Annotated in this window: 17 protein-coding genes; 15 read left to right on the forward strand and 2 right to left on the reverse strand. The window is 57.0% G+C overall.

Translation table 11 applies throughout. The features are described from left to right. Positions 1 to 59 precede the first annotated feature (59 nt). The 14 genes from CEE69_RS12585 to CEE69_RS12665 all read left to right on the forward strand — a co-directional run bounded on the left by CEE69_RS12585 (position 60) and on the right by CEE69_RS12665 (position 19,529). Positions 60 to 2,267, forward strand: coding sequence for a tetratricopeptide repeat protein (locus CEE69_RS12585; RefSeq protein WP_233215173.1), 2,208 nt, complete (start codon positions 60 to 62; stop codon positions 2,265 to 2,267). A 327-nt stretch (positions 2,268 to 2,594) separates the two neighbouring features. After that, positions 2,595 to 4,037: a trypsin-like peptidase domain-containing protein gene (locus CEE69_RS12590; RefSeq protein ID WP_099261019.1), complete on the forward strand. Its 1,443-nt coding sequence runs from the start codon at positions 2,595 to 2,597 to the stop codon at positions 4,035 to 4,037. Between the two features lie 240 nt (positions 4,038 to 4,277). After that, the gene (locus CEE69_RS12600) at positions 4,278 to 4,871 is read left to right on the forward strand and encodes a hypothetical protein (protein WP_099261020.1); all 594 of its coding nucleotides are present in this window, start codon (positions 4,278 to 4,280) and stop codon (positions 4,869 to 4,871) included. Next, positions 4,871 to 6,772 carry a DEAD/DEAH box helicase gene (locus CEE69_RS12605; protein ID WP_099260980.1) on the forward strand — a complete coding sequence of 634 codons (1,902 nt, stop codon included), beginning with the start codon at positions 4,871 to 4,873 and terminating at the stop codon, positions 6,770 to 6,772. The genes CEE69_RS12600 and CEE69_RS12605 overlap by 1 nt, the downstream gene beginning before the upstream one ends. 460 nt (positions 6,773 to 7,232) lie before the next feature. Further along, entirely contained in the window at positions 7,233 to 8,009 is a 777-nt protein-coding gene (locus CEE69_RS12615; RefSeq protein WP_099260981.1) for a CAP domain-containing protein, read from the forward strand. An 8-nt stretch (positions 8,010 to 8,017) separates the two neighbouring features. Continuing rightward, a complete protein-coding gene (locus CEE69_RS12620; protein ID WP_099260982.1) occupies positions 8,018 to 9,058 on the forward strand; it encodes a hypothetical protein in 1,041 nt (346 codons plus the stop codon). A 78-nt stretch (positions 9,059 to 9,136) separates the two neighbouring features. Next, entirely contained in the window at positions 9,137 to 9,853 is a 717-nt protein-coding gene (locus tag CEE69_RS12625) for a hypothetical protein (protein ID WP_099260983.1), read from the forward strand. A 36-nt stretch (positions 9,854 to 9,889) separates the two neighbouring features. Next, a complete protein-coding gene (locus tag CEE69_RS12630; protein WP_008664273.1) occupies positions 9,890 to 10,738 on the forward strand; it encodes a sugar phosphate isomerase/epimerase family protein in 849 nt (282 codons plus the stop codon). Between the two features lie 293 nt (positions 10,739 to 11,031). Next, on the forward strand, positions 11,032 to 11,811 hold the full coding sequence (locus CEE69_RS12635) for an NRDE family protein (protein ID WP_007328055.1): 780 nt from the start codon (positions 11,032 to 11,034) through the stop codon (positions 11,809 to 11,811). A 493-nt stretch (positions 11,812 to 12,304) separates the two neighbouring features. Next, positions 12,305 to 12,490: a hypothetical protein gene (locus CEE69_RS12640; RefSeq protein WP_233215176.1), complete on the forward strand. Its 186-nt coding sequence runs from the start codon at positions 12,305 to 12,307 to the stop codon at positions 12,488 to 12,490. A 140-nt stretch (positions 12,491 to 12,630) separates the two neighbouring features. After that, complete coding sequence (locus CEE69_RS12645) at positions 12,631 to 13,920, forward strand: DUF1559 family PulG-like putative transporter (protein WP_099261022.1); 1,290 nt, start codon at positions 12,631 to 12,633, stop codon at positions 13,918 to 13,920. Between the two features lie 344 nt (positions 13,921 to 14,264). Then, positions 14,265 to 17,123, forward strand: a complete 2,859-nt coding sequence (locus tag CEE69_RS12655; protein WP_099260985.1) for a PSD1 and planctomycete cytochrome C domain-containing protein — start codon at positions 14,265 to 14,267, stop codon at positions 17,121 to 17,123. Between the two features lies 1 nt (position 17,124). Further along, positions 17,125 to 18,636 (forward strand): DUF1501 domain-containing protein, encoded by a 1,512-nt coding sequence (locus CEE69_RS12660; RefSeq protein WP_099260986.1) that lies wholly within the window; start codon positions 17,125 to 17,127, stop codon positions 18,634 to 18,636. A gap of 410 nt (positions 18,637 to 19,046) precedes the next feature. After that, positions 19,047 to 19,529: a transposase gene (locus tag CEE69_RS12665; RefSeq protein WP_233215177.1), complete on the forward strand. Its 483-nt coding sequence runs from the start codon at positions 19,047 to 19,049 to the stop codon at positions 19,527 to 19,529. Between the two features lie 163 nt (positions 19,530 to 19,692). Here the strand turns inward: CEE69_RS12665 and CEE69_RS12670 are convergent, their stop codons facing one another. After that, a complete protein-coding gene (locus tag CEE69_RS12670; RefSeq protein ID WP_099260987.1) occupies positions 19,693 to 20,514 on the reverse strand; it encodes a methyltransferase domain-containing protein in 822 nt (273 codons plus the stop codon). A gap of 782 nt (positions 20,515 to 21,296) precedes the next feature. Beyond that, positions 21,297 to 22,775, reverse strand: a complete 1,479-nt coding sequence (locus CEE69_RS12675) for a Gfo/Idh/MocA family protein (protein ID WP_099260988.1) — start codon at positions 22,773 to 22,775, stop codon at positions 21,297 to 21,299. A gap of 2,153 nt (positions 22,776 to 24,928) precedes the next feature. Between CEE69_RS12675 and CEE69_RS12690 the strand changes: the two genes are divergently transcribed. Beyond that, the coding region (locus CEE69_RS12690; protein ID WP_233215178.1) for a PKD domain-containing protein at positions 24,929 to 26,536 on the forward strand (1,608 nt) is incomplete at its 3' end.

The following is a 26,536-nucleotide window of genomic DNA, read 5'->3' on the forward strand; positions in this document are numbered from 1 at the left end:
TACAATTCGGAATGCGAATTTTTTTGGACCGGTTCTCTCGTTCACACGAAGTCCTAACGATGCGAATCCAGAATCCCAGCAATCAGCCCGCGAAGACGGTGCCATCTCTTCTTTTGAGCAGCATTCTGCTCGTCCCTTTGGCGGGGATTGTGGAACCCTCTGCGGGCTCGTTGATGAGCTCCACCGCGATGGCCGACAGCGAATGGCATCGCACAGTTCCGGTTGTTAACGATGGTGAAATCGCGGAGTTGATCGAGGGACTAGGATCCGAGAGTTACGCGACGCGGGTTCGTTGCCGACAGCGTTTGTCTCGGATCGGTTTGGCCGCCTTCGATGCATTGCGACAGGCTCGCCACCACCCGGACAGCGAAATTGCGATTGCGGCTCGCAAGTTGACCAGCGGCGTCGAAGTGCCGTGGTCGGTCAGCACCGACTCGGCGACGGTTCAAGAAATTCTAAGCGAATACGGTTCGCGTTCCGTCTTGGCTCGACGGCAACGCATTGGCCAACTCGTTGCGCTGCCGACCATGGATTCATTTCCTGCGCTGGTTCGATTGACTCGCTATGAAGCCGAGCCCACGCTCAGCCGGTTTGCTGCGATGGCTCTGTTGGCTCAGCCGGTCCGAGAGACGCTCGCTTTGCAATCCGAATGGACCACCGACGACGCCACGAAAAGAGGGAAGTCTCCCGAGGATGATTGGTTGGGACTGAGTGCTCACGATCGATCGTTGATGGCGATTCATTTGCAACAAGTCTTTGCCAACGACACTGAGTTCAGCGGTCAGTGGATGATCCACTATGCCAAGGAATTGGAATCAGGACGCTTTGAGGCGGACGGATGGAGTGAACTGATCGACGTGATGGAATCGAGTTGGGAGATCGACGTCGATGCGTCGGGGCAAGAGGTTGCTCGCGGCAAGATTGCTCCCGGAGCAATCATCAGCGGCGACGAACTGTTTCGGTTGACTTGGTTGAACGCCGAGCGAGCTCGCGTGTTGGGCCAAGAAGATGATGCTTCGCGGTTCTTCACTCAGCACATTGATGTGATTCCTCCGCGCACGCGCGAGCTCACCGATGCGGCGTTGTGGGCGATCGACCACAAATTGTTTGACGTCATCACGGCAGCTCACGCCAAGCATCGATCGTTGTTCGAAAAGTCGCCTTCGTTGTTGTACGCGTCGGCCGAGGCTTTGCTGGAATCGGAACAACCGGAGCTGGCGACGGAACGAACCAAGCAGGCGTTGGCGTTGAACCCGGTCGTCAACTCAAATGACGCGGGTGAGCCGCAACTGCATCCGGTATTGCTTGAGAATCATGCGGAAGCACACCTTCGAATCGCGGCGGATTTGATCGACCGTGGGTTATCGGATTGGGCTCAAGCCGAGTACCGCAAGTTGATCGACGAGTTGCCGCTGCACAACATCGAATCCTCGACGGCACGTATTGAATTGGCGGAGCACTTGGCTGAGCTGTTGCAGCCCGCTGAGGTGGTTGCTTTATTGCAGCCGCTTGTGGAGCGAATAGAGAAGGACGATGACTTTCGCCACAAACTGATGGCTCACGATTTCGATTACCAATCGCTTCGCAGTCACTTGGATTTCCAAGCCGGTTTGGACTTGGCGAATCGAGACGACAAAGCCGCGGCCAGCGAGAGAATGCAAACCGCGTTCTCGATGGACCCCGAGAACATCGACATCCTGATCGCGATGTACCGCTTGGATTGGAACGATGAGTGGAAGGAAGATGTGGTCAGCAAGATCGAGTCTGTGTTGGCCGAAATCGACGAAGACATCGAAGAGACACGCCAGACGTTTCGAGAGACCGGCAACGGTCGCCCGGGACGCCAAACGGCCATTCGCGACATGTTGTTGGCCAATTTTTATAACCAATACGCTTGGCTGGTCAGCAACACCGAAGGCGACTACGACAAGGCTCTCAAGCGAAGCATCGAGTCATTGGAGATGAGTCCCGGCAGCGAGGCTTTGTTGGACACGTGTGGCCGTTGCTATTTCGCGACGGGTGATCTGCCCGCTGCGATTGTGACGCAGCGGAAAGCGGTCGAGATGACGCCCAACTCTCCTCCGCTCAGACGTCAATTGAAGATGTTTGAAAACGCTTGGTTGGACGCCAACCCAGGCAAAACGCTGCAAGAACTCCCCGTGGTGGAACTGCCCATTGCCACCGCTTCGTCTCAGGAGCGGACCGATCGGCAACGCCGTTTGGGAGTCGTGCCTCCCGATGGTCCGCTGAGTTTTTTGGACAATTGAATGCAGTTGTCTCAAGTTTTGGCCTCCAACCAAAACTCTGATTTTCCGCCGATTGTGAAGTTTGGCAAACCTTGCGGCGCGGTCTGTCACTGATCAAGCGATCTTGCGGCGATGTCCGATGGTAACCCTCGTACCGGTCACTCCGTTTGCTTCCGCTTTGTCGGATCGAGCGAGTGACATCACAGGGGCGACGCTCTGCTTCGGCAGTGTGTTGTTCTGGTTGTTTCAATGACTTCCGCTTGATTGCGTGAGTGCGGGGATTGCATGCGTTGGTTTCTAAAACATTCGCCGACACGTCACGACGTGTCGGCGCATCGTTCCCCATCCATGGGTGTGTTGCTGTCGATGGGGTTGCTGGCGGGTTTGACCGTTGGCACCGGCAGCGATGAGTCGGTGCGAGCCGATGACTTGCAAAGCGTGACCGCGACCAGTTTCCGCAGCAGCGATGCAAGTGTTCGTGACATGCGATCGACCGGTCGGTCTTCGCGTTCGTTGCGTGAAACGCCCACGGTGACCGCGATTCGTCGTGCTTCACCCTCGGTGGTGAACCTGCACGGTCAAAAGACCATCCGAACAACCGCGGCCAGCATGGCCGGTGGCGCGCCGGATTCGTTTCGCCAGGTCAACGGCATGGGCACCGGGGTCGTGATTGATCCACGTGGCTATGTAATCACGAACTACCACGTGGTCGAAGACGTCAACGAACTCAACGTGACGTTGCACACTGGTGAAGCCACCCGGGCCGACTTGATCGCCTCGGATCCGCAGAGCGATTTGGCGCTCGTCAAATTGCGAGGCCAAGGCCCGTTTCCGACCATCCCTCGCGGACACAGCGATGATTTGATGATCGGCGAAACCGTCATCGCCATCGGCAATGCGTTTGGCTATGTCCACACCAGCACCGAAGGAATCATCAGTGCTCTGCACCGTGATGTGCCGGTCAATGAGACTCAGCAGTACCGCGATCTGATCCAAACCAGTGCGGGCATCAATCCCGGCAACTCGGGCGGGCCATTGTTGAACATCGACGGTGAAATGATCGGCGTGAACGTCGCCGTTCGCGTTGGTGCTCAGCAGATCGCGTTTGCGATTCCGATCGATCAAGTCCTCGACACCGTGACCGAGATGATCAACCGCCACAATAATCGCCGCATGGTGATTGGGATGGACGGAGCCGCGGTTTCGCGGGGTGGCCTGCAGGTGACTCGTTTGTCCGAGGGCGGCTCGGCTCACCAAGCCGGATTGCAGGCGGGCGATCGATTGGTGCGAATCAATCAACAAAACATTGCCGATCCACTGAACTACGAATTGTCAGTGTTGGAACTTGGCCCAGGCGATCCACTGCAAGTGGAATTTGAACGCGACGGAGAGTTCTTCCAAACTCAATTGGCGACCGCTGTGTCGTCGCAAGAGTTCGGTGACCCGGCCGCGGCACTCGCCTGGCAAGTCGTCGGCGTTTCGGTGCGACCAGCGGGCGAGTCTTTTGTTCGTCGCATGAATTCGCGACTACGAACCAACTACCGCGGTGGTTTGATTGTCACTGATGTCCGAGCTGGTTCCGCTGCGAGCGAACAAGGCATCACGGCGGGCGACGTTCTGCTGGGGATTCATGTTTGGCAAACCGCCGGGCTGGAAGACTTGGCCGAGATCCTCGACCAACCCAACATTCGACGCGGTTCCAAGGCCAAGTTCTACCTCGTTCGGAAGGATCAGACGCTCTACGGCCATCTTCAATTAGCTTCGCAAGGAAACCAGCTGACACGACGCTAAAGAGTGAGTGGGACGATTGAAGGAACCCGAAACGGCTCTTTCAAATCGCCGGTGTGGTCAACCACACCCAAACGAACTCTTGTCGAACAGAGGTTTCCTGTTTCACCGATCGATTCGTCCTGGGACGAACGAGTCGGATGCATCTCCCGCAGATGCACCGGGCTCGTTCGTCGACCCAGCCGGGACGTGATCGATCGTTCATTCGCCCGTGAACGGACGCATTTGACACCCGCATGTCATTTGCGTCCGTTCGCCCGCGAGTCTTTCCCGACTGACCCAACCATTCATCTGATCGAATCCACGATGGAGTCGAAATTGGCACCTGCGACGCTTGGCTATTTCACGATCGTTCAACAAGAACGCACCGGATGGACGGGCGGCTTGCTCGTTCTCAACGGAGGCGGGCGGCCTCTGGAGTTTCAGTGCACGCTGCCGTTGCGTCCGACCAAGGCTCACGAGATCCTGTTTGGCAACACATTGCGTCAGCATCTGATTTGTGACGTCATCGGACCCACGTTGCTGAAAAAGTGCCGCACACCGATCTCGATGTTGATGTGTGAGCAAACCGAGTCGTTGCAAATGTCGGATGCCAATTGCACAATCGGGTTTGTCGCCACTCCAGAGAACGACGGCAAGTCCTACGTCGCGAAAGAACCCGATGGTCATTGCGCCATGAAAGTTCGCGGCGCGTCGGTGTTGGTCGCGATGGAACAAATGGAAGCGGCCGAGCAAGTTGCTCAGCAAATGAGCGACTTCCCCGATGTGATTGAACCGTTCGAACGAATTCGAGAAGCGATTCGAGAGGCTCAGTCCCAAATCGCGAGGGCGGCGTAGTGTGGTTCCGAAAATCGTCGCCGGTTTCTGCTGATCCACTCTCCCCTTCCATCCCGTCGCCCAGGGACACTTCGTCGAGCGACGTTGCGAAACCGGCGACTCCGGCGCAGCGTCCCGCGATGCAGTGCGAGATCGATAGCGTCAACAGTTGGGACGTTGAAACTGCGTTCGAGTTGCAAACCGATGAGTGGACGCTGCCGGCGCTGCAACCGATGCGGGTGCCAATCAAGTTGCCGCCTCTCGTCGCGAAGACAACCGGTTTCTTGTTTCCCGAATCCGCGTCTTGGATTCCCAAGCTAACCGAGAAACCCGCGAAGGCGGTTGCTGGTTCGATCGGTCCCGAAGGGAATGACCAATCCGAATCAGAAGACGGTTCTAAGAAGCGTCGCAAGTCGATCGGAAAACGTTCGCGAATCAAGCCGCCCAACGACATCGTGAAGTTGCAGGATCGGTTGTATTACCTGTTGCAACCGCCGCTCGATTTGTTGGTCGGCAGCGGGCAGTTGAACTTCCCGTTTGAGCCGTTTCCGTATCAGCTTGATGGAATTGCGTTTCTGTTTCCTCGGTACGCCTGTGTGTTGGCCGATGAGATGGGGCTGGGCAAGACCATGCAAGCGATCAGCACCATGCGGATGTTGTTGTGCAGCGGCGAGCTTCGCAGCGTGTTGCTGGTTTGCCCCAAGCCGTTGGTCAGCAACTGGCTTCGCGAATTCAGCGTGTGGGCGCCGGAGATTCCTGTCGTGGCAATCGAAGGCAACGCGGCCAAGCGAGAGTTCCAGTGGCGTGAACCGAACGTGCCGGTGAAGATCGCCAACTATGAATTGTTGATGCGAGACAAAGACATCGTGCTCGAGGGCGGCCTGCACTTTGACTTGGTTGCGCTCGACGAAGCTCAGCGGATCAAGAACAGCAACAACACGACCAGCGAAATCATCCGTGCCATCCCGCGAACGAGATCGTGGGCGTTGACGGGGACTCCGGTTGAAAACTCACCGGACGACTTGGTTGGCATCTTCGACTTCCTCTCGCCAGGCTACTTGCAAACCGGCATGCCGATGTCGCAGATGGCGGGCATGGCAGGCGACTACATTTTGCGGCGCACCAAAGACATGGTGCTTGAAGACATGCCGCCCAAGCTCTATCGCGACGCGGACATCGATCTGACGCCCGAGCAATGGGCTCGCTATGAGACGGCTGAGAAAGAAGGCGTGGTCCATCTTGAGGAGCTGGAGGAATCGTTGACCGTCCAGCATGTGTTCGAGTTGGTACTGCGGCTGAAGCAGATTTGCAACTTCGATCCAGTGACCAATTCCAGCGCCAAACTGCAGCGGCTCGAAGCGGACATGGAAGAGGTCGCGGCCAGCGGACAGAAAGCAATCCTGTTCAGCCAATGGACTCGGACGATTGAAAAGATGCGACCGACGCTGGAACGATTCGGCCCGCTGGAATACCACGGGAAGATTCCGCATAAAAAACGCGAGGGCGTGATCGACCAGTTCAAGAACGATCCCAACAGCCACATCATTTTGATGAGCTACGGTGCCGGCAGCGTGGGGTTGAACCTGCAATTTTGCCGTTACGTGTTCTTGTTCGATCGATGGTGGAACCCTGCGATCGAAGATCAGGCGATCAACCGGGCTCACCGCATCGGAGCGGCAGGCAGCGTGACGGTTTCTCGAATGATGGCGATCAACACGATCGAGCAACGCATTGCGTCGGTGCTGGACCAGAAACGCGAAATGTTCGACATGCTTTTCGCGGATCAACGCGACGCTTCGAAGAACGCAGCGGGCGACGGTCCGGCAAAGTCGGGACCTCTTTCCAAGGCTGGTGGATTGTCACGAGACGAAATCTTCGGGCTGTTCGACTTGCGGGCACCCGGCGGCAAAAAGGTGGCTTGAGTGGAGGTCTGCTCTGGGAGACGTGTTAAAGCGGTTGTAGCTGAATTCGCCAGAATTCAGAGGCTCGAGTTGGTTGGCAGTCCGAATTCTCGCGAATCCGGCTACGGGAGTGAGTTTGCAGCAACTGGGTGAGTTCGCGCGGGGGCATTCCAGGCTCCCGGCGTCTTTTGGCTGCAGCAACTTTGCCCAGTTTGACAGGTGGTTTGTTCTCACCCGAAAGACATCGCAAACTTCTTTGGACGATGGCTTCATTTCTAAGTAGTGAACGGATGGTGACTTCCGTCGTTGGCCGTCGTCGCAAGCCGCAGAAACGGCTGCGTTTTCGAAGAAAGGGGCTTTTCGCGATGCGGGCAATCGCAATGGTTCGCGGCAACGCAATTTCGCCGGTGCCGCACAGGAATGTGACTCGTATCTGGACCAAGGATTGGCTCCACCGGCTCCTTTTCTTCAGGAGTGTTGAATGTCTCGATTGTTTGAAGCGTCCCGTCTGTCAGAAACGAATTCGTTGACCGAACTCGTGCGAGGCTTTGTGCCTCGATTGTTTGTGCCGCATCTGCCCGCTCTGATTGCCATCGGTGGAGTCACCTGCGGAACGCTGCTGGTGACGCCAACGGAAGTGAATGCCGCCAATGGTAGAGTCGTTCAGACGGCGACAATCCCAACGGGATCCGGTTGCACCAATTGCGGCCAAAACCGCAGCGTGGTGACACGTTCGCCTGTTTCGAGCCGAACCGTGTCGGTGGGAACTCCGGTGCAACACGGACAAGTGATCCACTCGGGCCCGGTCGTTCACCAGGGACCAGTCTCCCGTCAGGGAACCGAGATCTATCGGGGCCAAGCCACGCATCAAGGCCAGGTGATTTACCAAACGAGCAAACCTTCGGTGATGCCGGTCTCGCACTCGGTGCCCAGCTCACGTCGCGTCGGTGGTGCGGTTTCGAATGTCTTGACGACTTTGAACGCACAACGGTCTCGACAAGGACTACGTGGTCTTGCGTATGATCCGCAATTGCAAGCGGTCGCGGAACGGCGTGCTCAGTTGATGGCGTCGACAGGTTTGAAAACTCATCCGTCAGGATCGTTTGCCCCCGGACGCTATGAGGGCGTCGGATGGAGCAGTTCCCACACGCCCGCCGGAGTTTCGGCTTGTTACACCAGCGACCCCAACATGCGAGTGGCAGGAGCGGCGATGGCACGCGGTCGCGATGGCGTTTACTTCTGCGTCGTGTATCGCTGATTCCCGTGATGGTGATGGCCGTCGCTCTGGCTGAGTCGGCGGTTGTGCCATCGGGTTCGATAGGATGTCTGGCGCGGTGCAGTGGGCAAATACCGCTGACCGCGCCGCAGATCACGCCGGCGACCAGCGTCGAAATGACGCCCGATCAAGCTCGCCAATCAGTTCAGTGGTTGGCGGATCAACTTCTCAAACATGTCCCCGATGGCTTTGACGGCGATGATGATTGGGGCAAGACAAAATCGTTGTGGGCGGGCGTGAAAGTCCGCCGCGAAGGTTGGAAGCTGAAAACCAACCGACGCCGCAAAGAGGTTCGGCACGGACGTTGGGTCCGCTATGACGTCACGTTGCCGGAGCTCACCGAGCTCCAACGCCCCATCTCAACAGCCGAATCAACACTTCACCCTCCCTCTGGGAGGGTCGAGCAAAGCGAGGGGAGGGCCGAGCATGACCTCCGCGCGCCCGCCAACCCTAGACGGTTTTCCGCATTGGCATGGCCATCCACCCTGCCCCTCGGCGCGTCGGGGACGCTGGCCCAATCTCCGCTTACGATTCGTTCCGTTGTTCCTTCCACAACGCCGTCCGGCAATCCAGGTTGGCTCGTCGATGCCGTTGTGCGAACGCCCGCGAAATTTCACATTCGGCTGGAACGTTGGAACCTGGGTGTGCAGGCTTTTAGCATCAGCGTCGATGGCACGATGGACGTGAACCTAGACTGCCAGTTTGTGATGGGCATGTCCGCCGACTACAGCGAAGTGCCTCCCGCGATTCAGTTGGATGTGAACGTCGAGCAAGCCAACATGCGGATGGATCGATTCAACGTCGAACGAATCAGCAAGCTGGGCGGTGACGCGGCGGAAGAGCTGGGCAACTTAGCGGAGGACACGTTGATTCGGTTGTGGCTCAAGAAAGAGAACACTCGTTTGGCCGATCGTTTGAACGACGCGATCGCGAAACATCAATCCGACCTACGGTGGTCGATGATGCAATGGTTGGGACAATGGCACTCGGCGTCGTTGCCATCAGCTGATGCGGACAGCACCACCCGCTGACCATCTCTGACTCCTCTGCAAGCGTGGTCTGATTCCGGGCCTCGATTGAATTCCCCAGCCGATCACCAAGATCCGCCCATGAACTTTCTCTGCCACGCCATTCCATACTTGGATGATCCGGTGATGGCGGTCTCGACAGGCATTCCAGACTTCTTGTCCGTGATCGATCGCAAGATCCGAGCTCGCGGTCGTTTGGCGGCTACATTCATCGAGGATGCCGATCCGGTGCTTCGGCAAGTCGCTCGCGGCGTGTTGGCCCACGTCGACGATGACCAGTGGTTTCATGGGGGCGAGACGTTTGCGCGGATGAACCTGGAGTTCGCCGTTCAGCTGCGTGATCTGTTGCCTGGCGATGCGGGGTTTCGGCCCAGTTTTGTGGGACACATTTTGATTGAGATGTTGCTGGATGCGAATTTGATCGAGGACCAGCCCGAGATCGGCGAGCGGTACTGCGCAATGTTTGATGAGGTGCCTCAGGACGAAATTGCGGCGTCGGTTCAGCGAATCACCGGCAAATCGACGGACAAGATCCCCGCGACGCTGCAGCGGTTCGCTTCCACCCGGTTCTTGTACGATTACTTGGCCGACGACACACTGCTGATGCGGCTGAACCAGGTCATGGCCCGAGTCGGGTTGGTGGCATTGCCCAATGCCGTTCGCGATTGGTTGCCAAAAGCACGCCAAGAGGTGCGACTTCAGCACGCACGTCTGCTCGCCCCCGGAGGTCGTCCGATGGCCTATCCTGAGCTGACTCGGGCTTCCTCAGGCAAGCCCGCAGACACGAACACCCGTTGAAATTCCCCTTTCGAGAACTCTGTAGAGAAGAACATTATGAAGTACGGCATGAACCTGCTGTTGTGGTCCGGCGAAGTCACCGAGGAAATGTTGCCCGTTTGCGAGCAGCTCAAAGGAATCGGATACGACAGCGTCGAATTGCCAATGTTCAATCTCGATCTGGACTACGCCAAGATCGGCAAGCGTCTCGATGAGATCGGATTGGGACGAACCGCCGTCACGATTCGCGGCGAAGAAGACAACCCCATCTCTTGCGATCCCGCGGTGCGAGCCAAGGGCGTCGAGCTGAATAAGAAGACGTTGGATTGCTGTGCCGCCGCCGGCGTTGAGATCTTGGTCGGCCCTTATCACTCGGCGATCGGATTGTTCAGCGGTGCTGGACCCACCGAAGATGAGTGGAAGTGGGGCGTTGAATCCATGCGAGCAACCGCCGAATACGCCGAGACCGTTGGCGTGAAATTGGGCGTCGAAGCTCTGAACCGTTTTGAGTGCTACCTGCTGAACTGCCACGGCGACTCGGCCCGCTTTGCTCGCGAGGTGGATCATCCATCTTGTGGCATCATGTACGACACCTTCCACAGCAACATCGAAGAGAAATCGATCACCGAAGCGATCCAGGCCGGCGGTGACAAGCTGTTCCACATTCACATCAGCGAGAACGACCGTAGCACACCGGGCAAAGGCGGCGTGAACTGGAAAGAGAACTTCGACGCGATCGTGCAATCGGGCTACGACGGTTACCTGACCATCGAAGCGTTCGGGTTGGCTCTGCCGGAAATCGCCGCCGCAACCAAGATTTGGCGGAAGATGTTCTCCGACGAGCTGACACTCGCCAAAGAGGGCCTCGAGTTCATGAAAGCTGAATTGGCCGCACGGAACGCCTGATCTGAAATCAGCTGATTTCGGGCCCTCCCGATTCGCGGAGGGCCCGAAATAGACTGCCTAAACGGCAAACAACACCGGTTTCGGTCGATCTCCCCTGACCGGCCGCCTTCCGCGCCAGATCAGAGAAATATCTACGAAACCACCCAGGCGGGGGTGTGGTGCCGGATTTCGCGTGGCTACATTGTTCCCACGTGTATCGCACCAGGCTCGCCGGGGGGTCCCCGATCAATTGGCGAGAGATCACGTGCGTGAGACTGGAAATCACCGATCTTTGAAAGTTGGATGTCTCCCAGATGTGCTTGCTTGCTGTTCAGTACCGTTTGGTTCCCGAAAGTCCTATCCTCGTTGCGGCCAACCGCGAAGAGTATGTGGACCGCCCGAGCCAAACGCCGTCCATTCAATCCGGTAAACCACGCGTGTTGTGTGGAATCGACCAAAAGGCCGGTGGAACTTGGTTGGGGGTAAACCAAAACGGTTTGTTTGTTGGTTTAACCAATCGTGCCACCGCGACGCCTTTGTTCGGACAACGGTCTCGTGGCCAACTGGCGATGGATTTATTGCGTTGCACCTCTTCACGTCGTGCACTCGAAAAAGCCCACGCTGAGTTCGCTAAAAATCGCTACGAAGGTTGCAATATCATCTTGGCCGACGCCAAAGCTGGTTTTGCAATTCACGCCGATGAACGTCAAGAAGTCGTCGAGTTGCAAGAAGGCCTGAATATCATCGGTGCTCGCAACTTGAACGACCCAGACGACGGACGCGTTCAGTTGGCTCGCCGCCTGTTAACCCTTCAGACGCTGGACTCGCCAGTGAAGTTCCTGGCGGTCGCCAGCAAAGTGTTCGCACGTTCGCCGGTCGGCCAAGGTCGACCAAGCATGGTCATTCGCAACGGTGACTACGCGACCGTCAGCAGCACGCTGATCGCGTTGGGCGTCAAACCACGCGATGCGATCTATCAGTTCAGCAGCGGTGCTCCGGACGAGAGCAAGTACGAAGATTACTCGCCAATGTTACGAGATATCCTCAGTCGCGGTCTTCGCGAGGCTCGCACCAAGGCCAAGGTCGGCTCCTGATCTGATTCTGGTTTGAACCGTCTTTGACGGCACTTAAAGAACGTTACGCCAAGGCAGCAAGTCACGCTTGTTGCCTTGGCGTTTTTTTGTGCGCTGGCTGCCCTCACGGCGCTGAAGCGGAAGTCGCTCGGGAACCTTGTCTTGGACGGTCTGACGAGAAAGTTTCGGTGGAATCCGAAAAAAAAGAAAATTTAAGTGTGTTTTTCACGGGTGGAAGTTCTCGCCTGTCTGGTTTTCGTTCGCTACCTATTTTGTCGCGTCAGTGGGTAAGACCGAGCGTCATTGCATAGACTACGGGGTTTAGATGCCCCACGCGAATATCGCGCCACTTTTTGATGACGCGGAACACCCCTCCAATTCGAGTTTGACTTTAGCACTTCGATCCCCCACTATCAGCGGTGTTGTTGCGGAAAGGCGCTTTTCAGGGCTTCAGCGAGCTTTCAAGTGCCTTTGTTGGCTTCGGTCTCTGGTCACTTCGTTTCGATTGGTGGGGATGATGAAATTCGTTTCAATGTTCGGTAAGTCTTTGTTAGCACTTTTGTTGATCGGCATGTGGGTTGGCTGTGAAGCCGAACAAACAGTGATCACCGAAGATGAGGACGCATTCGCGGCCTACGACGCTGAGATGGCGGGAGCAGAAGCGGAAGCTGCCGAGAACGCCGAAGAAGTGGCTCCCTAGCCGCACCACGTGAGCTCGTGCATGCGGACGCACCCACGCTGACACCTTTCAGCTTGAGATTTCGAGCTGGAAGCAATCGCTGATCACAACCATTGCCGTCGGCGATCTTTCTCTCTTTTCCTCATTCATGGTTCGGTGAAATGATGATTCGACAAAGCGGACTTCTGTTTCCGCAGCAGCGAAAGAACAACGAAAGCCGTCAACGTGACGGTTTCACCCTGGTCGAGCTGCTGGTGGTGATTGCCATCATTGGCGTTTTGGTTGGGCTGCTGTTGCCGGCTGTGCAGGCAGCACGCGAGGCGGCTCGCCGGATGAGTTGCAGCAACAATTTCAAGCAGATTGGCTTGGGCGTTCACAACTACCACGCGGCCTACAACCAAATGCCGATGCACGGCACGGGAGCCACAAACGAGACGAATGATTTATGGTCATTGGCGGACGACCATGGGACCGCTCCAGCACCACCGGTTGGATTCAGCCGGCACATGCTCAGCTACATGGTTGGCATCTTGCCGTTCATTGAGCAGCAAGGCATGTGGGAGCATATTTCCAACCCACTGACGGACGAAGCCAATCGGACTTGGCCCGCGATGGGACCCGCTCCCTACGCGGTTCGCTACATGCCTTGGCGGACCGATGTGCCGACCTATCGATGCCCCAGTGATCCCGGTCGGGGGCTGCCAACGGTCGGACGCAGCAACTACGCCGCCTGCACTGGCGACGCGACCAGCCGGACTCAACTCGGTGTCTCGCGGTTCAACGGTGGGCAAAGTCGTTGGCGATACCAGGATGAAAATTGGCTGATGCGTCAATGTCGGGCCAATCTTCGAGGTGTCTTTGTGCCACGCGGGAACACTCGTTTTCGCGACATCCTTGATGGAACGTCGAACACCATCATGTGCGGCGAGATCGTGACGGACTTGGGCGACCGAGACATCCGCTCGGCAGCGTCGTTGAACAATGGCGGTCACGGCGGCCAGTGGGGCAACGGCATCATGGGCAATCCCAAAACTTGCGAAGACAATGCTCTGATCGATCCCGCTCGCCCCGGGTTTTGGCTGTCCGGCACAGCTGTCAGCGGTGGTGCCACGACACGCGGTGGACGATGGGCCGACTTTCGTCCTCTCTACTCGCAGTTCCTCTGCATCCTTCCGCCCAACAGTGAGGTTTGCTTGGGCGGAAACCATGGCACCGAAGGCATCACAACCGCCAGCAGCCGACACCAAGGCGGCGTGCATGTGTTGATGGCCGATGGTGCGGTGAAGTTCATCACCGACTCGATCGAGGCCGGAAATAGCCGGGCGGAAACGATCTGGCATCGCAACGCTTCGCAAGAAAGCAGCAATCCACCCGGATCAGCCAGCCCCTACGGATTGTGGGGTTCCCTGGGAACTCGTGCTGCACGAGAAGTGATTGCCGAAGAGTTTTGACTCTTAGTCTTAGTTCTCACGCAACTTTGCGTTTTCTTTGAAACAACAACGCCCGGCGTATCGTCTGATATGTCGGGCGTTTCTCATGTTTCGCCGATTTGGCCCGCTTTTACTGTGCGAAATTGTCATTTGCCGAGCTACAACGTTCCGCTTATTGTGGTTGGGACTGCACCCTTCGCTGGTGTCACGGCGTTCGGCGATGCCATTGGGAGGACGACACTCTGTTGTTGAGCCCACCGGCGGTCGACGGTTCTGAACGCGATTCACCAGTGCAATCGTTCATTGACTTGCTGCAAGACTTTGCTGACTAAGAGCGAAGTTGCCTTTCCTTTGTTTGTCTGCTCATGACACAACGTTTTTATCTCTTCTGTTTTGCTGCCACTTGGCTTGGAACCGGTTTCGGGACTTGGTCGTCCGCGTCTGCCGTCGACTTTGCCGATGACATTCAGCCGATCTTGAACGAACACTGCGTGGCCTGTCACGGCGGTGTCAAGCAAGCCGCCGACCTATCGTTCATTCATCGCGACAGTGCGTTGGCGGTGATCGAACCCGGCGACGTCGATGGTTCCTACATGATCGATCGGATTCTGTCGGATGACGAATCGGAGATCATGCCGCCACCCGAACACGGTGCGCCGCTGACCGAAGAAAAGATCGCCCTGCTGAAGACTTGGATTGAAGAAGGCGCCAAGTGGAAACAATCATGGGGCTATGAACCTCCGGTTGCCCCCGGCGTTCCTGATATCGCCAACCCGGACGCTTGCCGTGAATCCATTGATCGCTTCGTTCGCAGCACGCTTGAGAAAAAAGGCATCCAGCCTGCCGGGGATGCTCCACCGCATCAATGGCTTCGCCGCGTCACGTTGGATCTGACTGGTGTTCCGCCGACTTTGGATGAAGTCGAACGCTTCAATGCAGCTGCAAAAGAGCGTGGCGACGCTGCTTACTCTGAAAAGGTTGACGAGTTGTTGCAGTCATCCGGCTACGGCGAACGCTGGGCCTCGGTTTGGCTGGATCAAATTCGTTACGCCGATAGTCGCGGTCTGGGACTCGACGGTCGTCGCAACGCCTGGAAGTATCGCGACTGGGTGATCGATTCGCTCAACAACGACATGCCTTTTGATGAGTTCACGATCAAACAAATTGCCGGTGACTTGTTGCCGGATCCTTCGATCAACGATCGCTTGGCAACCACCGCCAGTCGTTTGACGCAGACCAACGAAGAAGGCGGAACGGACGACGAAGAGTTTCGCATCAACGCGGTGATGGACCGAGTCAGCACGGTTTGGCAAACTTGGCAAGGCATCACATTCGGGTGCGTTCAATGTCACAGTCATCCATACGACCCCATCGAACACGAAGAGTTCTATGAGTTCATGGCGTTCTTCAACAACTCGGTCGATTGCGACTTGAGCGGCGAAGAACCGTTATTGTCAGTGCCGCTGAACAATGAAGACGAAGAGCGTGCCTCCAAACTCGACCGGCGAATTCGTTCGCTCAAGGAATCGATTTGGCATCAAGAGTTTGAAGCGGTCAGCGATGGCGAGTTGGATTGGAAACACATCGATTCCATGACCGCCTCGGCCACCAAGCAAACCAAAGTCGACGTCGAGGAACGCGGTGGGCGGACGGAGTTCTACACGATCGACACGTTGTCCAACGGCACGACCGTCTCGGTGGAATGTGAGATGCCTGAGTCGGCCGACAAGCTCACGGCGATTCGTTTGACGCTGCTGCCTCGCAATCCTGAAACCGCACTGGCTGATTCTGAATGGGGATTTGTGCTGTCGCATTTGAATGGGGTTTTGATCGGCGGCGAAGATGACGAGACACAAATTGAATTCTCTCACGTCATCGCGGACGAACCCGAACCGCTGAAGCATGCTCGGTCGAGCATGGACTCGAAGAACAGCGACGGTTTCGCTGCCTTCACTCGTATTCATCACGCTCGCGTGGCAGTCTTCTTGCTAAAGGAACCGGTCGACGTCCCCGAAGGTGCCAAGCTCAAACTCGACATGAGTTGTCGCCAGCAAGCCTTGGGTGCATTCCCTTTGGTCGTTCGACGTGGCAGCGTCGATGTCTGCTCGGACGAAAAAGCATTGCTCGCGTGGACGGATAAGGATCTCAAGGCACAGCGTGACGAGCTGTCTGAGCTTTCAGGCAAGCGACGCAAAATTCCTTCGGTCCGCATCCCAATCATGATGGAACGCCCCGAGCATTTGGCTCGCCCAAGCCATGTGTTCATTCGCGGCTTGTTCCTGACAAAGGACCAGCAAGTCCAGCCGGACGTTCCGAATTCGATGCCGCCGATTGATGGCGAAGGCCCGTTTAACCGAATGGATCTGGCCAAGTGGTTGGTGGATCCGAGCAACCCGCTGACAGCTCGTGTGACAGTCAACCGAATCTGGGCTCGTTTGTTCGGGATCGGTTTGGTGCCGACCGAGGAAGACTTTGGGTCCAGTGGTGAGCGGCCGACGCATCCCGAGTTGCTCGATCATCTGGCTCTCAAATTTCAGAACGAATACGACTGGAGTTGGAAGCAACTGATCCGGTCAATCGTGTTGTCGAGCACCTACCGGCAAGACGCCGTCATCGATCCCGATTCCGACTTGGTCGATCCACAAAACCGATGGTTGGCTCGCGGGCCTCGTTTCCGCATGCCCGCCGAAATGGTTCGTGATCAAGCCCTGTTCGTGTCCGGGTTGCTTTCGCCGGAAGTCCACGGTGCCCCAGTTCATCCCCCGATTCCCGATGGCGTTTGGAAGCCGTTCCAAGGCGGCGACAAATGGAGCACGCCCGATGTCGGCAACCCAGATCGCTACCGCCGGTCGATTTATACCTACACCAAACGCAGTATCCCGTACCCCATGTTCGCCGCGTTCGACGCTCCTTCGCGTGAGTTCTGCACGCCACGGCGGCTACGTTCGAACACGCCACTGCAAGCCTTGACGACACTCAACGACGTCACGTTTGTGGAGTGCATGCAAGCACTGGCCAAGAAGATCGAAGCAATGGACGGGGCGTTGGAAGAACGTTTGGAGAAAGGATTCCAGTTGGTAACTTCGCGGTCGCCAACCTCCGCTGAACAGAAAATCCTGGTGTCTCTGTACGAGCATGCCAAGCAACAGTCCGAACAAGAGCAAGACGCCTACGAAGCGGTCGCGTCTGCGTTGTTGAACCTCGACGAAATCATGAGCAAATAAGATGAATCGCGAATCGATCTCTCAGGAACTTTTTCGTCAGTCGTTGTTGCAAACCAGTCGCCGGCAATTCCTGACCGAATCCGCCGCTGGACTCGGAGCCATTTACTTGGCGACTCAGCAAGCGGGCGGGAACCGTGCCCATGCGAATGCATCGCTGCAACATGGTTTTGATCCCCAGCACGAATCCACCAATCCGCTTAGTCCGCTGACGCCGCCTCAACCAGCCAAGGTCAAGCGAGTGATCTACCTGCACATGGTCGGTGCACCCAGCCAACTGGAGCTGTTCGACTACAAGCCGGATCTCAAAAAGCTCGACGGCAAGGAGTGCCCGCAGTCGTTCTTGGAAGGCAAACGCTTCGCATTCATCAATGGCACGCCTCGCATGCTGGGGCCGCAGTATGATTTCCAGCAACACGGTGAATCCGGTGCATGGGTGTCCGAGTTGATGCCCAACTTGGCCAAGCAAGTCGACGATCTGTGCTTCCTGAAAACGGTCAAGACAGACCAGTTCAACCACGGACCGGCTCAGTTGATGGTGCACACCGGAGCTGCTCCGATGGGATCGCCGTCGATTGGTTCCTGGGTCACGTACGGTTTGGGCAGCGAGAACGAAGACCTGCCTGGCTTCATCGTACTGTTGTCCGGCGGTCGGTTGCCTCGTGTGGGCAAGGCTCTATGGGGATCAGGCTTTTTGCCGTCGGTCTACCAAGGAGTGCAGTGCCGATCCAAAGGTGATCCGGTTTTGAACGTCGCCAACCCCGAAGGCGTTTCGCGACAAGAGCGGCGTCAGGTTTTGGATGCTTTGGCGGCACTCAATCAAGAGTCGTTGCAGCAATACGGCGACCCTGAAACGGTCACCCGGATCGCTCAGTATGAGATGGCCTATCGGATGCAGGTGGCTGCTCCCGAAGCGATGGATCTGTCGCAGGAAACCGCGGAAACGCTTGAGAGCTACGGCGCTGAGCCTGGCAAAGAATCCTTTGCCAACAACTGCCTGCTCGCGCGGCGTTTGGTCGAAGAAGGCGTCCGCTTTGTGCAGTTGTTCGATTGGGGCTGGGACACGCACGGATCCAACCGCGGCGAATCGCTCGAGCACGGACTGCCTGACAAGTGCAAGCAAACGGACAAGCCCATCGCGGCGTTGCTCGCTGATTTGAAACAGCGTGGGATGTTGGAAGACACGCTGGTCGTGTGGGGCGGCGAATTCGGACGCACTCCGATGCGAGAGAACCGAGGCGGAGCAACAATGGCATTCCATGGCCGCGACCACAGCCCCGAGGCGTTCACGATGTGGATGGCCGGAGGCGGCGTCAAACCAGGTTTCACCTATGGCGAGACCGATGCGGTTGGCTACACCGCCGCGACCGAGTCCGTGCACCTGCGAGACTTCCACGCCACCCTGCTGCACCTGCTCGGCTTCAACCACGAGACGATGGTCTACCCCTTCAAAGGCCTCAACCAACGCCTCACCGGAGTCAAACAAAGCCGAGTCGTCGAAGAAATCCTCACGTAGACGGCGTAGGTCGGCTCATCGCAACCCGCCGCGCAGTAAGGAGGTGCTCAAAGTCATAACCCGCCGCGTCAGCAAGGCCACCTCTCTCGCCCAGTAGCTGTTCGATCCTTGCTCACGCTGCGGGTTATGACTGTGCGATGTTGTGTGAATCAAGGCATTCGTCACAACCCGCAGCGTAAGCAAGGCTACCCACAACCTTTTACAAAGGAATCTTCGAGCAAGCGTTTCCGCCCCGCGTTGAAGACGCCGATCATAAACCGCCGCGTCAGCAAGGAGGTGCCCAAAGTCATAACCCGCCGCGTTAGCAAGGTCGCGCGCAACCTTCTACAATAAGAATTTCCAGCAGGCGGTTCCGCTTGAGCCGCGGTGCGCTTTAAACGCCGTTGTCCAACTTCTGCGTGAGGCCAATCATGCCTGATGCCCCGATCGCCTTCTTCTTGACTTGGCCCACCTACGGCACATGGCTACCCGGTGATCGTCGTGGTTGGGTGTTACACCAACACGGTTGGAAGATGCCTGACCCAGCAAAGCACATCGAGGCCTCCGCAAGAATGAACGAAGACGCGTGTCTCTTGTCGGTTGCTGAGCGAGACTTGGTCGAGCGGCAAGTTGCGGAGACGTGTCGAGTCCGCAGGTGGGAATTGCATGCTAGCTCCTGCCAGTCCAATCATCTGCATGTTGTTCTCTCTGCACCGAGTGTTGATCCAAAACGAGTTCGAGCCGATTTGAAAGCTTGGTGCACGCGACGATTGAACGAAGGCTCACCACGAGATCGCAAGCGATGGTGGGCGGATCGCGGAAGTCAGCGTTACGTCTGGGACGAGGATGGATTGGAACGCGTGATAACGTACGTATTGGTAGCTCAGGATCGCAAGGACCGGGACCTCGAATGATTGTGACACACGCACGTTGAGCGTATCTGCCGTCTGTCACAACCCGCCGCGTCAGCAAGGCCACTGCTCTCGCCCAGTAGCTGTTCGTTCCTTGCTCACGCGGCGGGTTATGACTTTCATGCCGTGGCAGGATGGAGGCATCAGTTTTCTCGCCTGCTACACCTCAACGCCCGAACAACATCAGATCCGCGGCCAACGTCACCGGCATCGCCGTGGCGGTCTGCACGCGAGCGTTCTGCGAAAACCGCACGCCGCGATATGTCATCGCCATCGCATCGGCGATCGCTTCGCTGTCCAGGTCAACCTGTTCTTGCCACACGCGGTGTTCAATCGGCTTCAAACCAGCGACCGCCATCTCGTCGACGACCTTCTCCCAACGACTTCGTCGCTGGCCCGATTGCTGCACGTGTACGCGAAGCTCGATCAAGTCCTCTTCGCCGGGAACGGCAACGATCAGCATTCCATCTTCCGTCAGCACCCGAGCAATCTCGGTAACGGGACGACGCCCGAACAACGACAGCACACAGGACACGCTGCCATCCGCCACCGGCAGCGATCGGTCCGCGTTGGCCCAAACCCAAGTCGCTTCCGGCCACCCGCGAGCGGCCAGCTTGATCGCCTTCTTTGACAGATCGATCCCGCAGTAACTGCCCGGCGAATCGCCAAACAAAGCCGGCCCAAAGGTGCCTTCGCCGCACCCTAAGTCGATCGCTCTGGAGTTGCTGCAGTCGCTCCGAGCCGCCGCCCAAGGTCGCAAGGCATCAATCAATCCAGCCGCATGCCCACGTTGCAGCCAACGAAGGCGAGCCAGCACCGCTGCATCCGCATCGCCTGGTTGTTTGGACTTGCGATCCTGCGGCTGGGACAAGCTGTAATAGCCCTCGCGAGCCCGATCGAAATGGTGCCGCTTCTCACAACGCAGCCCACCCTCCACCGGCGACAAAGCCAACCCGCAATTCCGAACTGTGCAACGCAATTCAAACAAACCAAAACCTTCTCATTCATCCAAACCTGTTGATCCCAATCCCCTACCTGCACAATCCCACTCGTCATAACCCGCCGCGTCAGCAAGGCCACTCACCCGCAACCGGATTCGCCAGGATTCGGACGCATACACATTCCCGGCAAATCAGCCATGCACCAATGTAGGCTATGTCTCACATGGCACCCAGCCGATGCTTCACCAGAAGCGAGGCGTCCAGCAATCCCCAGTCTCTGCCCACGACATTTCGTTTGCCACAGACAGCGCAGATCTCACCAAGATGACGCAGCGAACCTACCTCACTGCCCTGCAAGTCCGCCCATCACAACCCGCCGCATCTGCAGTGCCACTTGTCCCAACCCGCCGCGTCAGCAAGGCCACTGCAACATCCCGCGTAGCCTCGCTCTCGTTTCGGGTTATGACTGGCGGCGGCCGGATTCTCTCGCGTGGCTTCCTCTCGTCACAACCCGCCGCGTTAGCAAGGCCCAGCAATCGATCTTCGCAAAGCCCGCATGCTTCCTCGGGCCATCACCTCGGTGCTCTCTGTGACCTCCGTGGCAAAAGCCAGTCACCCACCAAATTCTTGGCGAATCCGGCTACCAATGATTGCGAGCCAAGCCATCCCAACCCGCCGCGTTAGCAAGGCAACGGCAACAGCCAATCAGCCTCACTGACGTATCGGGTTAGGACGTGCAGTTCCCACCCGAATTCTTGGCGAATCCGGCTACGGGGTATCCGCAAGCACGCTCGTCACAACCCGCCGCGTTAGCAAGGCCGAAAACCCCTCACACATCAAACAACTCGTATTCAACCTCTTTCAAGATCCCAGGTTGAGGAACCGGGTACGAACCATCTGCATTCGCGATCACCGGGGCCGGACCGTCAACGGTCAACTCCGCCACGCCGGGGGCAAACTCATGCGGGCAGTTGGTCATCTGGTCCAGCGTGATCTCTTGGCCAGTGTGAGCCGCCATGCGGCCCATGCTGGTCACCAAGCTCGCTTGCACACCGCGTGGCACCTCGTTGTAGGGCTTGTTGTGAATGATCGCGTCGACCAAGTCCGTCCATTCCAGGCGATACGGGTTCTTTTCCGGTTGCGGGTGCGCCCAAGCCACCTTGCGGCGACTTTGGTTTTGGCCTTCAAAGATCCGAACCTTGCCCGGCGTGTGACCGGACGTGCTCACGATCGCTGACCCTTTGCTGCCGTGCACCGTGCTCGACATGTCGTTGCGACAACCCTTCATGCAACGACCGTCAAAGAACAGCTTGCTGCCGTCGGGATAGGTGTACTCCACCGCGTAGGTATCAAAGTTTTGGTCGATCCAATCGCCGCGGTAGTGACGTCCACCGAGAGCCTGAGCCTTGACCGGCCACGCGTTCTTCATCCAAGACGTTTCGTCGATTTGGTGGATATAGAAATCGCTGAAGCAACCACCGCTGGCCCACAGGAAGCTGTGAAAATTCTTGATCTGCCACAGCGTTTCTGGCATGTCGTCCAAGCGACGTTTCGTGAACGCTGACGCGATCGGGCCGTGCATCCGGTAAGCACGCATCATGATGATGTCGCCGATCTGGCCGTCTTGAATGCGCTTGAACAACTCTTGTCGCCCGCGGCAGTGACGAACCATCAAACCTACGCCGCACTTCAGATTCTTCGCGTCGGCCTTGGCGGAAAGTTCCAGCATCCGTTTGGACGAAGGCCCGTCGGCCGTCAGCGGTTTCTCCATGAACACGTTCAACCCTTTGTCGATCGCGTATTGGAAGTGCACCCATCGAAAAGCCAGCGGAGTCGCCAGGATCACAATGTCGCCCGGTTCGAGCGTATCCATCGCATGCTTGTAAGCATCAAAGCCAACGAACTGCCGTTCCTCCGGCACGTCCACTTTCTCCGGCGCATCGATGTGTTCATTCGAGAGAGCCTTCACGCTGCGAGCCACGTTCTCTGGAAACACATCCGCCACCGCGACCACTTTCAGCTTCGCGTTGTCCACATGCAACGCATCATTCGCAGCCCCCGTCCCACGACCACCCGCCCCAACCAAAGCAACTTGAATCACATCCGGAGTCTCCTGCCCATGCACTGCGCGAGCATTGAGTGTTGCTCCCGCCGCAACACCTCCAGCCAAAGCTGCTGATTTCAGAAAGCCGCGGCGAGCCAACGCATCCCCATCGTTAGCGGAACGGTGCAAGCCGTCCGGTGCCGAGCAGTCGGACTTCACATCCTGGCATTCAGATCCATCAACAGCATTCACATCACGATTCATCAGGTCAGCTCCAAGGGTGGGATGTTAGGGAGGGAGTCCCGGAAAGTTTTTCCGGGGCCACGCATTCTATCTGAACCCAAGCCGACTTGTGTCTCGCGCCCCTCGTCCCACAAGCATTCGCTTGATGCAAATTCACATCCGCCGCGTCAGCAAGGCCGCAGCATCGACCCATCCCAACCCGCCGCGTCAGCAAGGTCACTCACCCGTAGCCGCATCCGCCAGAATTCGGACTCCACTAGGTCGTTCGTTGTTCGTCACAACCCGCTGCGTTAGCAAGGCCGATCGCAGTGATTGCTCGCCACAGAGGACACCGAGTTCAAAGAGGTTTTTGTTGAGGCGATGTGAATCCACTGACAATCTGAGAGCCACCTCTGTGCTCTCAGTGATCTCTGTGGCGACATCCTTTCGTTCAGCTCTCATCCCAACCCGCTGCGTCAGCAAGGCCCCTGCAACATCCCGCGTAGCCTCACTGACGTTTCGGGTTATGACTGGCAGTGAGTCTCACGTACGCCCCCTCAAGCTGTCCCAACCCGCCGCGTCAGCAAGGTCACTCACCCGTAGCCGGAATCGCCAGAATTCGGACTCCACTAGGTCGTTCGTTGTTCGTCACAACCCGCTGCGTTAGCAAGGCCGATCGCAGTGATTGCTCGCCACAGAGGACACCGAGTTCAAAGAGGTTTTTGTTGAGGCGATGTGAATCCACTGAAATCTGAGAGCCACCTCTGTGCTCTCAGTGATCTCTGTGGCGACATCCTTCCATTCAGCTCTCATCCCAACCCGCCGCGTTAGCAAGGTCACTGCAACATCCCGCGTAGCCTCACTGACGTTTCGGGTTATGACTGGCAGTGAGTCTCACGTACGCCCCCTCAAGACGTCCTAACCCGCCGCGTCAGCAAGGCCAATTCACCCGTAGCCCGATTCACCAGAATTCGGACCTCATGCTGCGATCAATGCACGACAGGCGCACCCCGAGAGCAGCGTTCTCAATGGCGTGCAAGCCCCCATTGTCAAACGGTAGTTGGCAAGGTTTTCGATCGCCATCCTCCATCGCTGAGACGTCTGAGTCAACGCCTGGCTTCGTTCGGACGCGAAGTCGTACTGCCCTGTCTGGCTGGCCCTTTGGTGAAGTCGCAAGGGCCGGTTCTTCCGGTGGATACAGCCTAAATGGGGATGGTCGATTTCATTCTTGGGAGGTCCCCCGGATATGAAGGAAATGTCTTCTCAGGAGATAGGCTTGATGGTGGCGCTTGGTATCACGAAGTTGAGGTGCCCAGATCACCGTAGGGAACGAATTGTCACCGGTCCGCCTGGGTGGTTTGTGTCTTAGTGGACGCTCGGTGAATGGACGTCTGTACGCTCGACCGCCGGATTTGTACCCAGCAAAAATAATTTTTTTCAGCTTGTTCGGACGCGATTTCCCCAGAAAACGTTTTGTATCGAGGCTTTCTCAATGATTGTGATCCAGTGCGACATTGCTGAAAGCCGGAACTTTTTCCCATGAGAGGGGGGTTCTTCAAGTTTTAATCGATCGAATGCTTGTTTCCCCTAAAACCCCCAGTTAGGATCTCTCCTCACACTCGAGCTAGTACCCCTTCCATGGGGTGCGCGCAGATCGTTTTTCCAGTGCTTGGAAGGGGGGGCTGAGTTCGGGCGGATTGATTTGAGGCCGCTTTTCGGCGGTGACTATCTTCCTCAGTTGAGAAGACGAAATGGTTGGGTGCATCAAAGCAACCGCGACTCCACGAAATCGCCAGAGTGCGATTGGTGAGGCGAAACAGGGCGATTTTTGTGCGTCACTGATCCTATTTTCCACGCTCACACGAGGGCGAGTTTGCCAATCACGTTGGCAAGTATTTCGCCCTCCGCACCCTTTGATTGGGACCTGATTCAACGTCCCTGGCTGGCTCCTCTGGGCCATGCCGCACCCCGCGACGAACAGGTCGCTGAAGCCAATCAAGCCTTGACCAGAAGTTTGTTTCCCCAAGGCCTCATTCCCGAATTCATTTGACTTAGCTTTCTAGAGAATATCCATGTCGATTCGCCCCAATCATCACAACTTCGCCGGCCGCACTCAAAACACCTCCGCCACCCGCATGCAGAAAATGCGAGAGCGAGCGGGTCGTTGGGAGCACAAAGCCAACGAACGCAAGTCGATGTTCATCGAGCGTCAAAAGGCCCGCATCGAGCGTTACAAGAACGCCTTCAAGGGCAGCTGGATCACCAAGATCGGCCTCGGCCTCGCCGCGATCTGGAACTTCATCACCAACCCCCCGTTCTTCGTCAAAATCGAAAAACGCCCCGCGGTCCCCTTCACTGCGATGCTGCCGTTTGGCATCAGCTTTGGGAAGAAAGAAAAAGGCACTCGGCGTGAGAGCACGACGCGTAGTCGGCTCAACCCAGAAGTGCTGGAGCAACGTCAGTTGTTGGCGGCTGATATTGCCAGCATCAACCCCGATCCAGGTCTAGACAACGCCGATTTCATTACAAATCAGAATTCGTTCACCTTGGAGGGGACCTCGACTCCAACGCAGTTTCTTGATGTGAACGAAAATGGGAGCAATATTGGCGGCACGACCGCAGGTTCCAGTGGTAATTGGTCGTTCTCCCTGTCGCGAGGAGAGGGTTCGTATAACTTTGAAGCTGTCGATTCGTTCGATTCGGTGGGTGACACCCAAACGGTGATCGTTGACCAAACTACCCCGAATAATGTGACGATTTCTGTTGCACCCGGTGGTGGAACATATGGCGAAGGGAGTGCTATTACTCTTAGCGGAAGTGCAACAGATCCGATCCCGAGTGGTTTGACGGCGAGCGACATTAGCGGGCTTGATGATGCCGCCGCGGGTTCGTACGCCTGGACAATTACGAAAGACGGGAATGCATTTGACACCGGCGATACGAAAGACTTCACGTTCACGCCGGACGACAACGGGAACTATGTCGCGAGCTTGGTGGTCACGGACATTGCTGGTAATAGCGCGGCTGCTGTAACGCAAGGTTTCACGGTCACTAACGAAGACCCCGTCCCGACGATTGTTGGTGCTCCTGCTGTTAGCAGTCCTGAGGGGACCGAGATCAGTTTGACCAGTACGGTCGCTGATGCGGGCACTGCCGATACGGTCGCCACTTATGCTTGGTCGGTTACCAAGGATGGGTCGGCTTTTGGCTCAACTGGTGCGACTGATGCCTTCGCGTTCACTCCGGACGATGAAGGAACTTACGTTGTTACGTTGACGGTGACCGACGATGACGGTGGCTCAGGTACCACCACGGAAAGCATCACGGTTACTAACGAAGACCCCGTCCCGACGATTGTTGGTGCTCCTGCTGTTAGCAGTCCTGAGGGGACCGAGATCAGCTTGGCCAGTACGGTCGCTGATGCTGGGACGACCGATACGGTCGCCACTTATGCTTGGTCGGTTACCAAGGATGGATCAGCTTTTGGTTCAACTGGTGCGACTGATTCGTTCGCGTTCACTCCGGACGATAATGGGACTTACGTCGTTACTTTGACGGTAACCGATAATGACGGTGGGTCAGGTACGACCACGGAAAGCATCACGGTTACTAACGAAGACCCCGTCCCGACGATTGTTGGCGCTCCTGCTGTTAGCAGTCCTGAGGGGACCGAGATCAGCTTGACCAGTACGGTAGCGGATGCCGGGACGATCGATACGGTCGCCACTTATGCTTGGTCGGTTACCAAGGATGGGTCGGCTTTTGGCTCAACTGGTGCGACTGATGCCTTCGCGTTCACTCCG

The organism is Rhodopirellula bahusiensis, from assembly GCF_002727185.1.
GTDB lineage: Bacteria > Planctomycetota > Planctomycetia > Pirellulales > Pirellulaceae > Rhodopirellula > Rhodopirellula bahusiensis.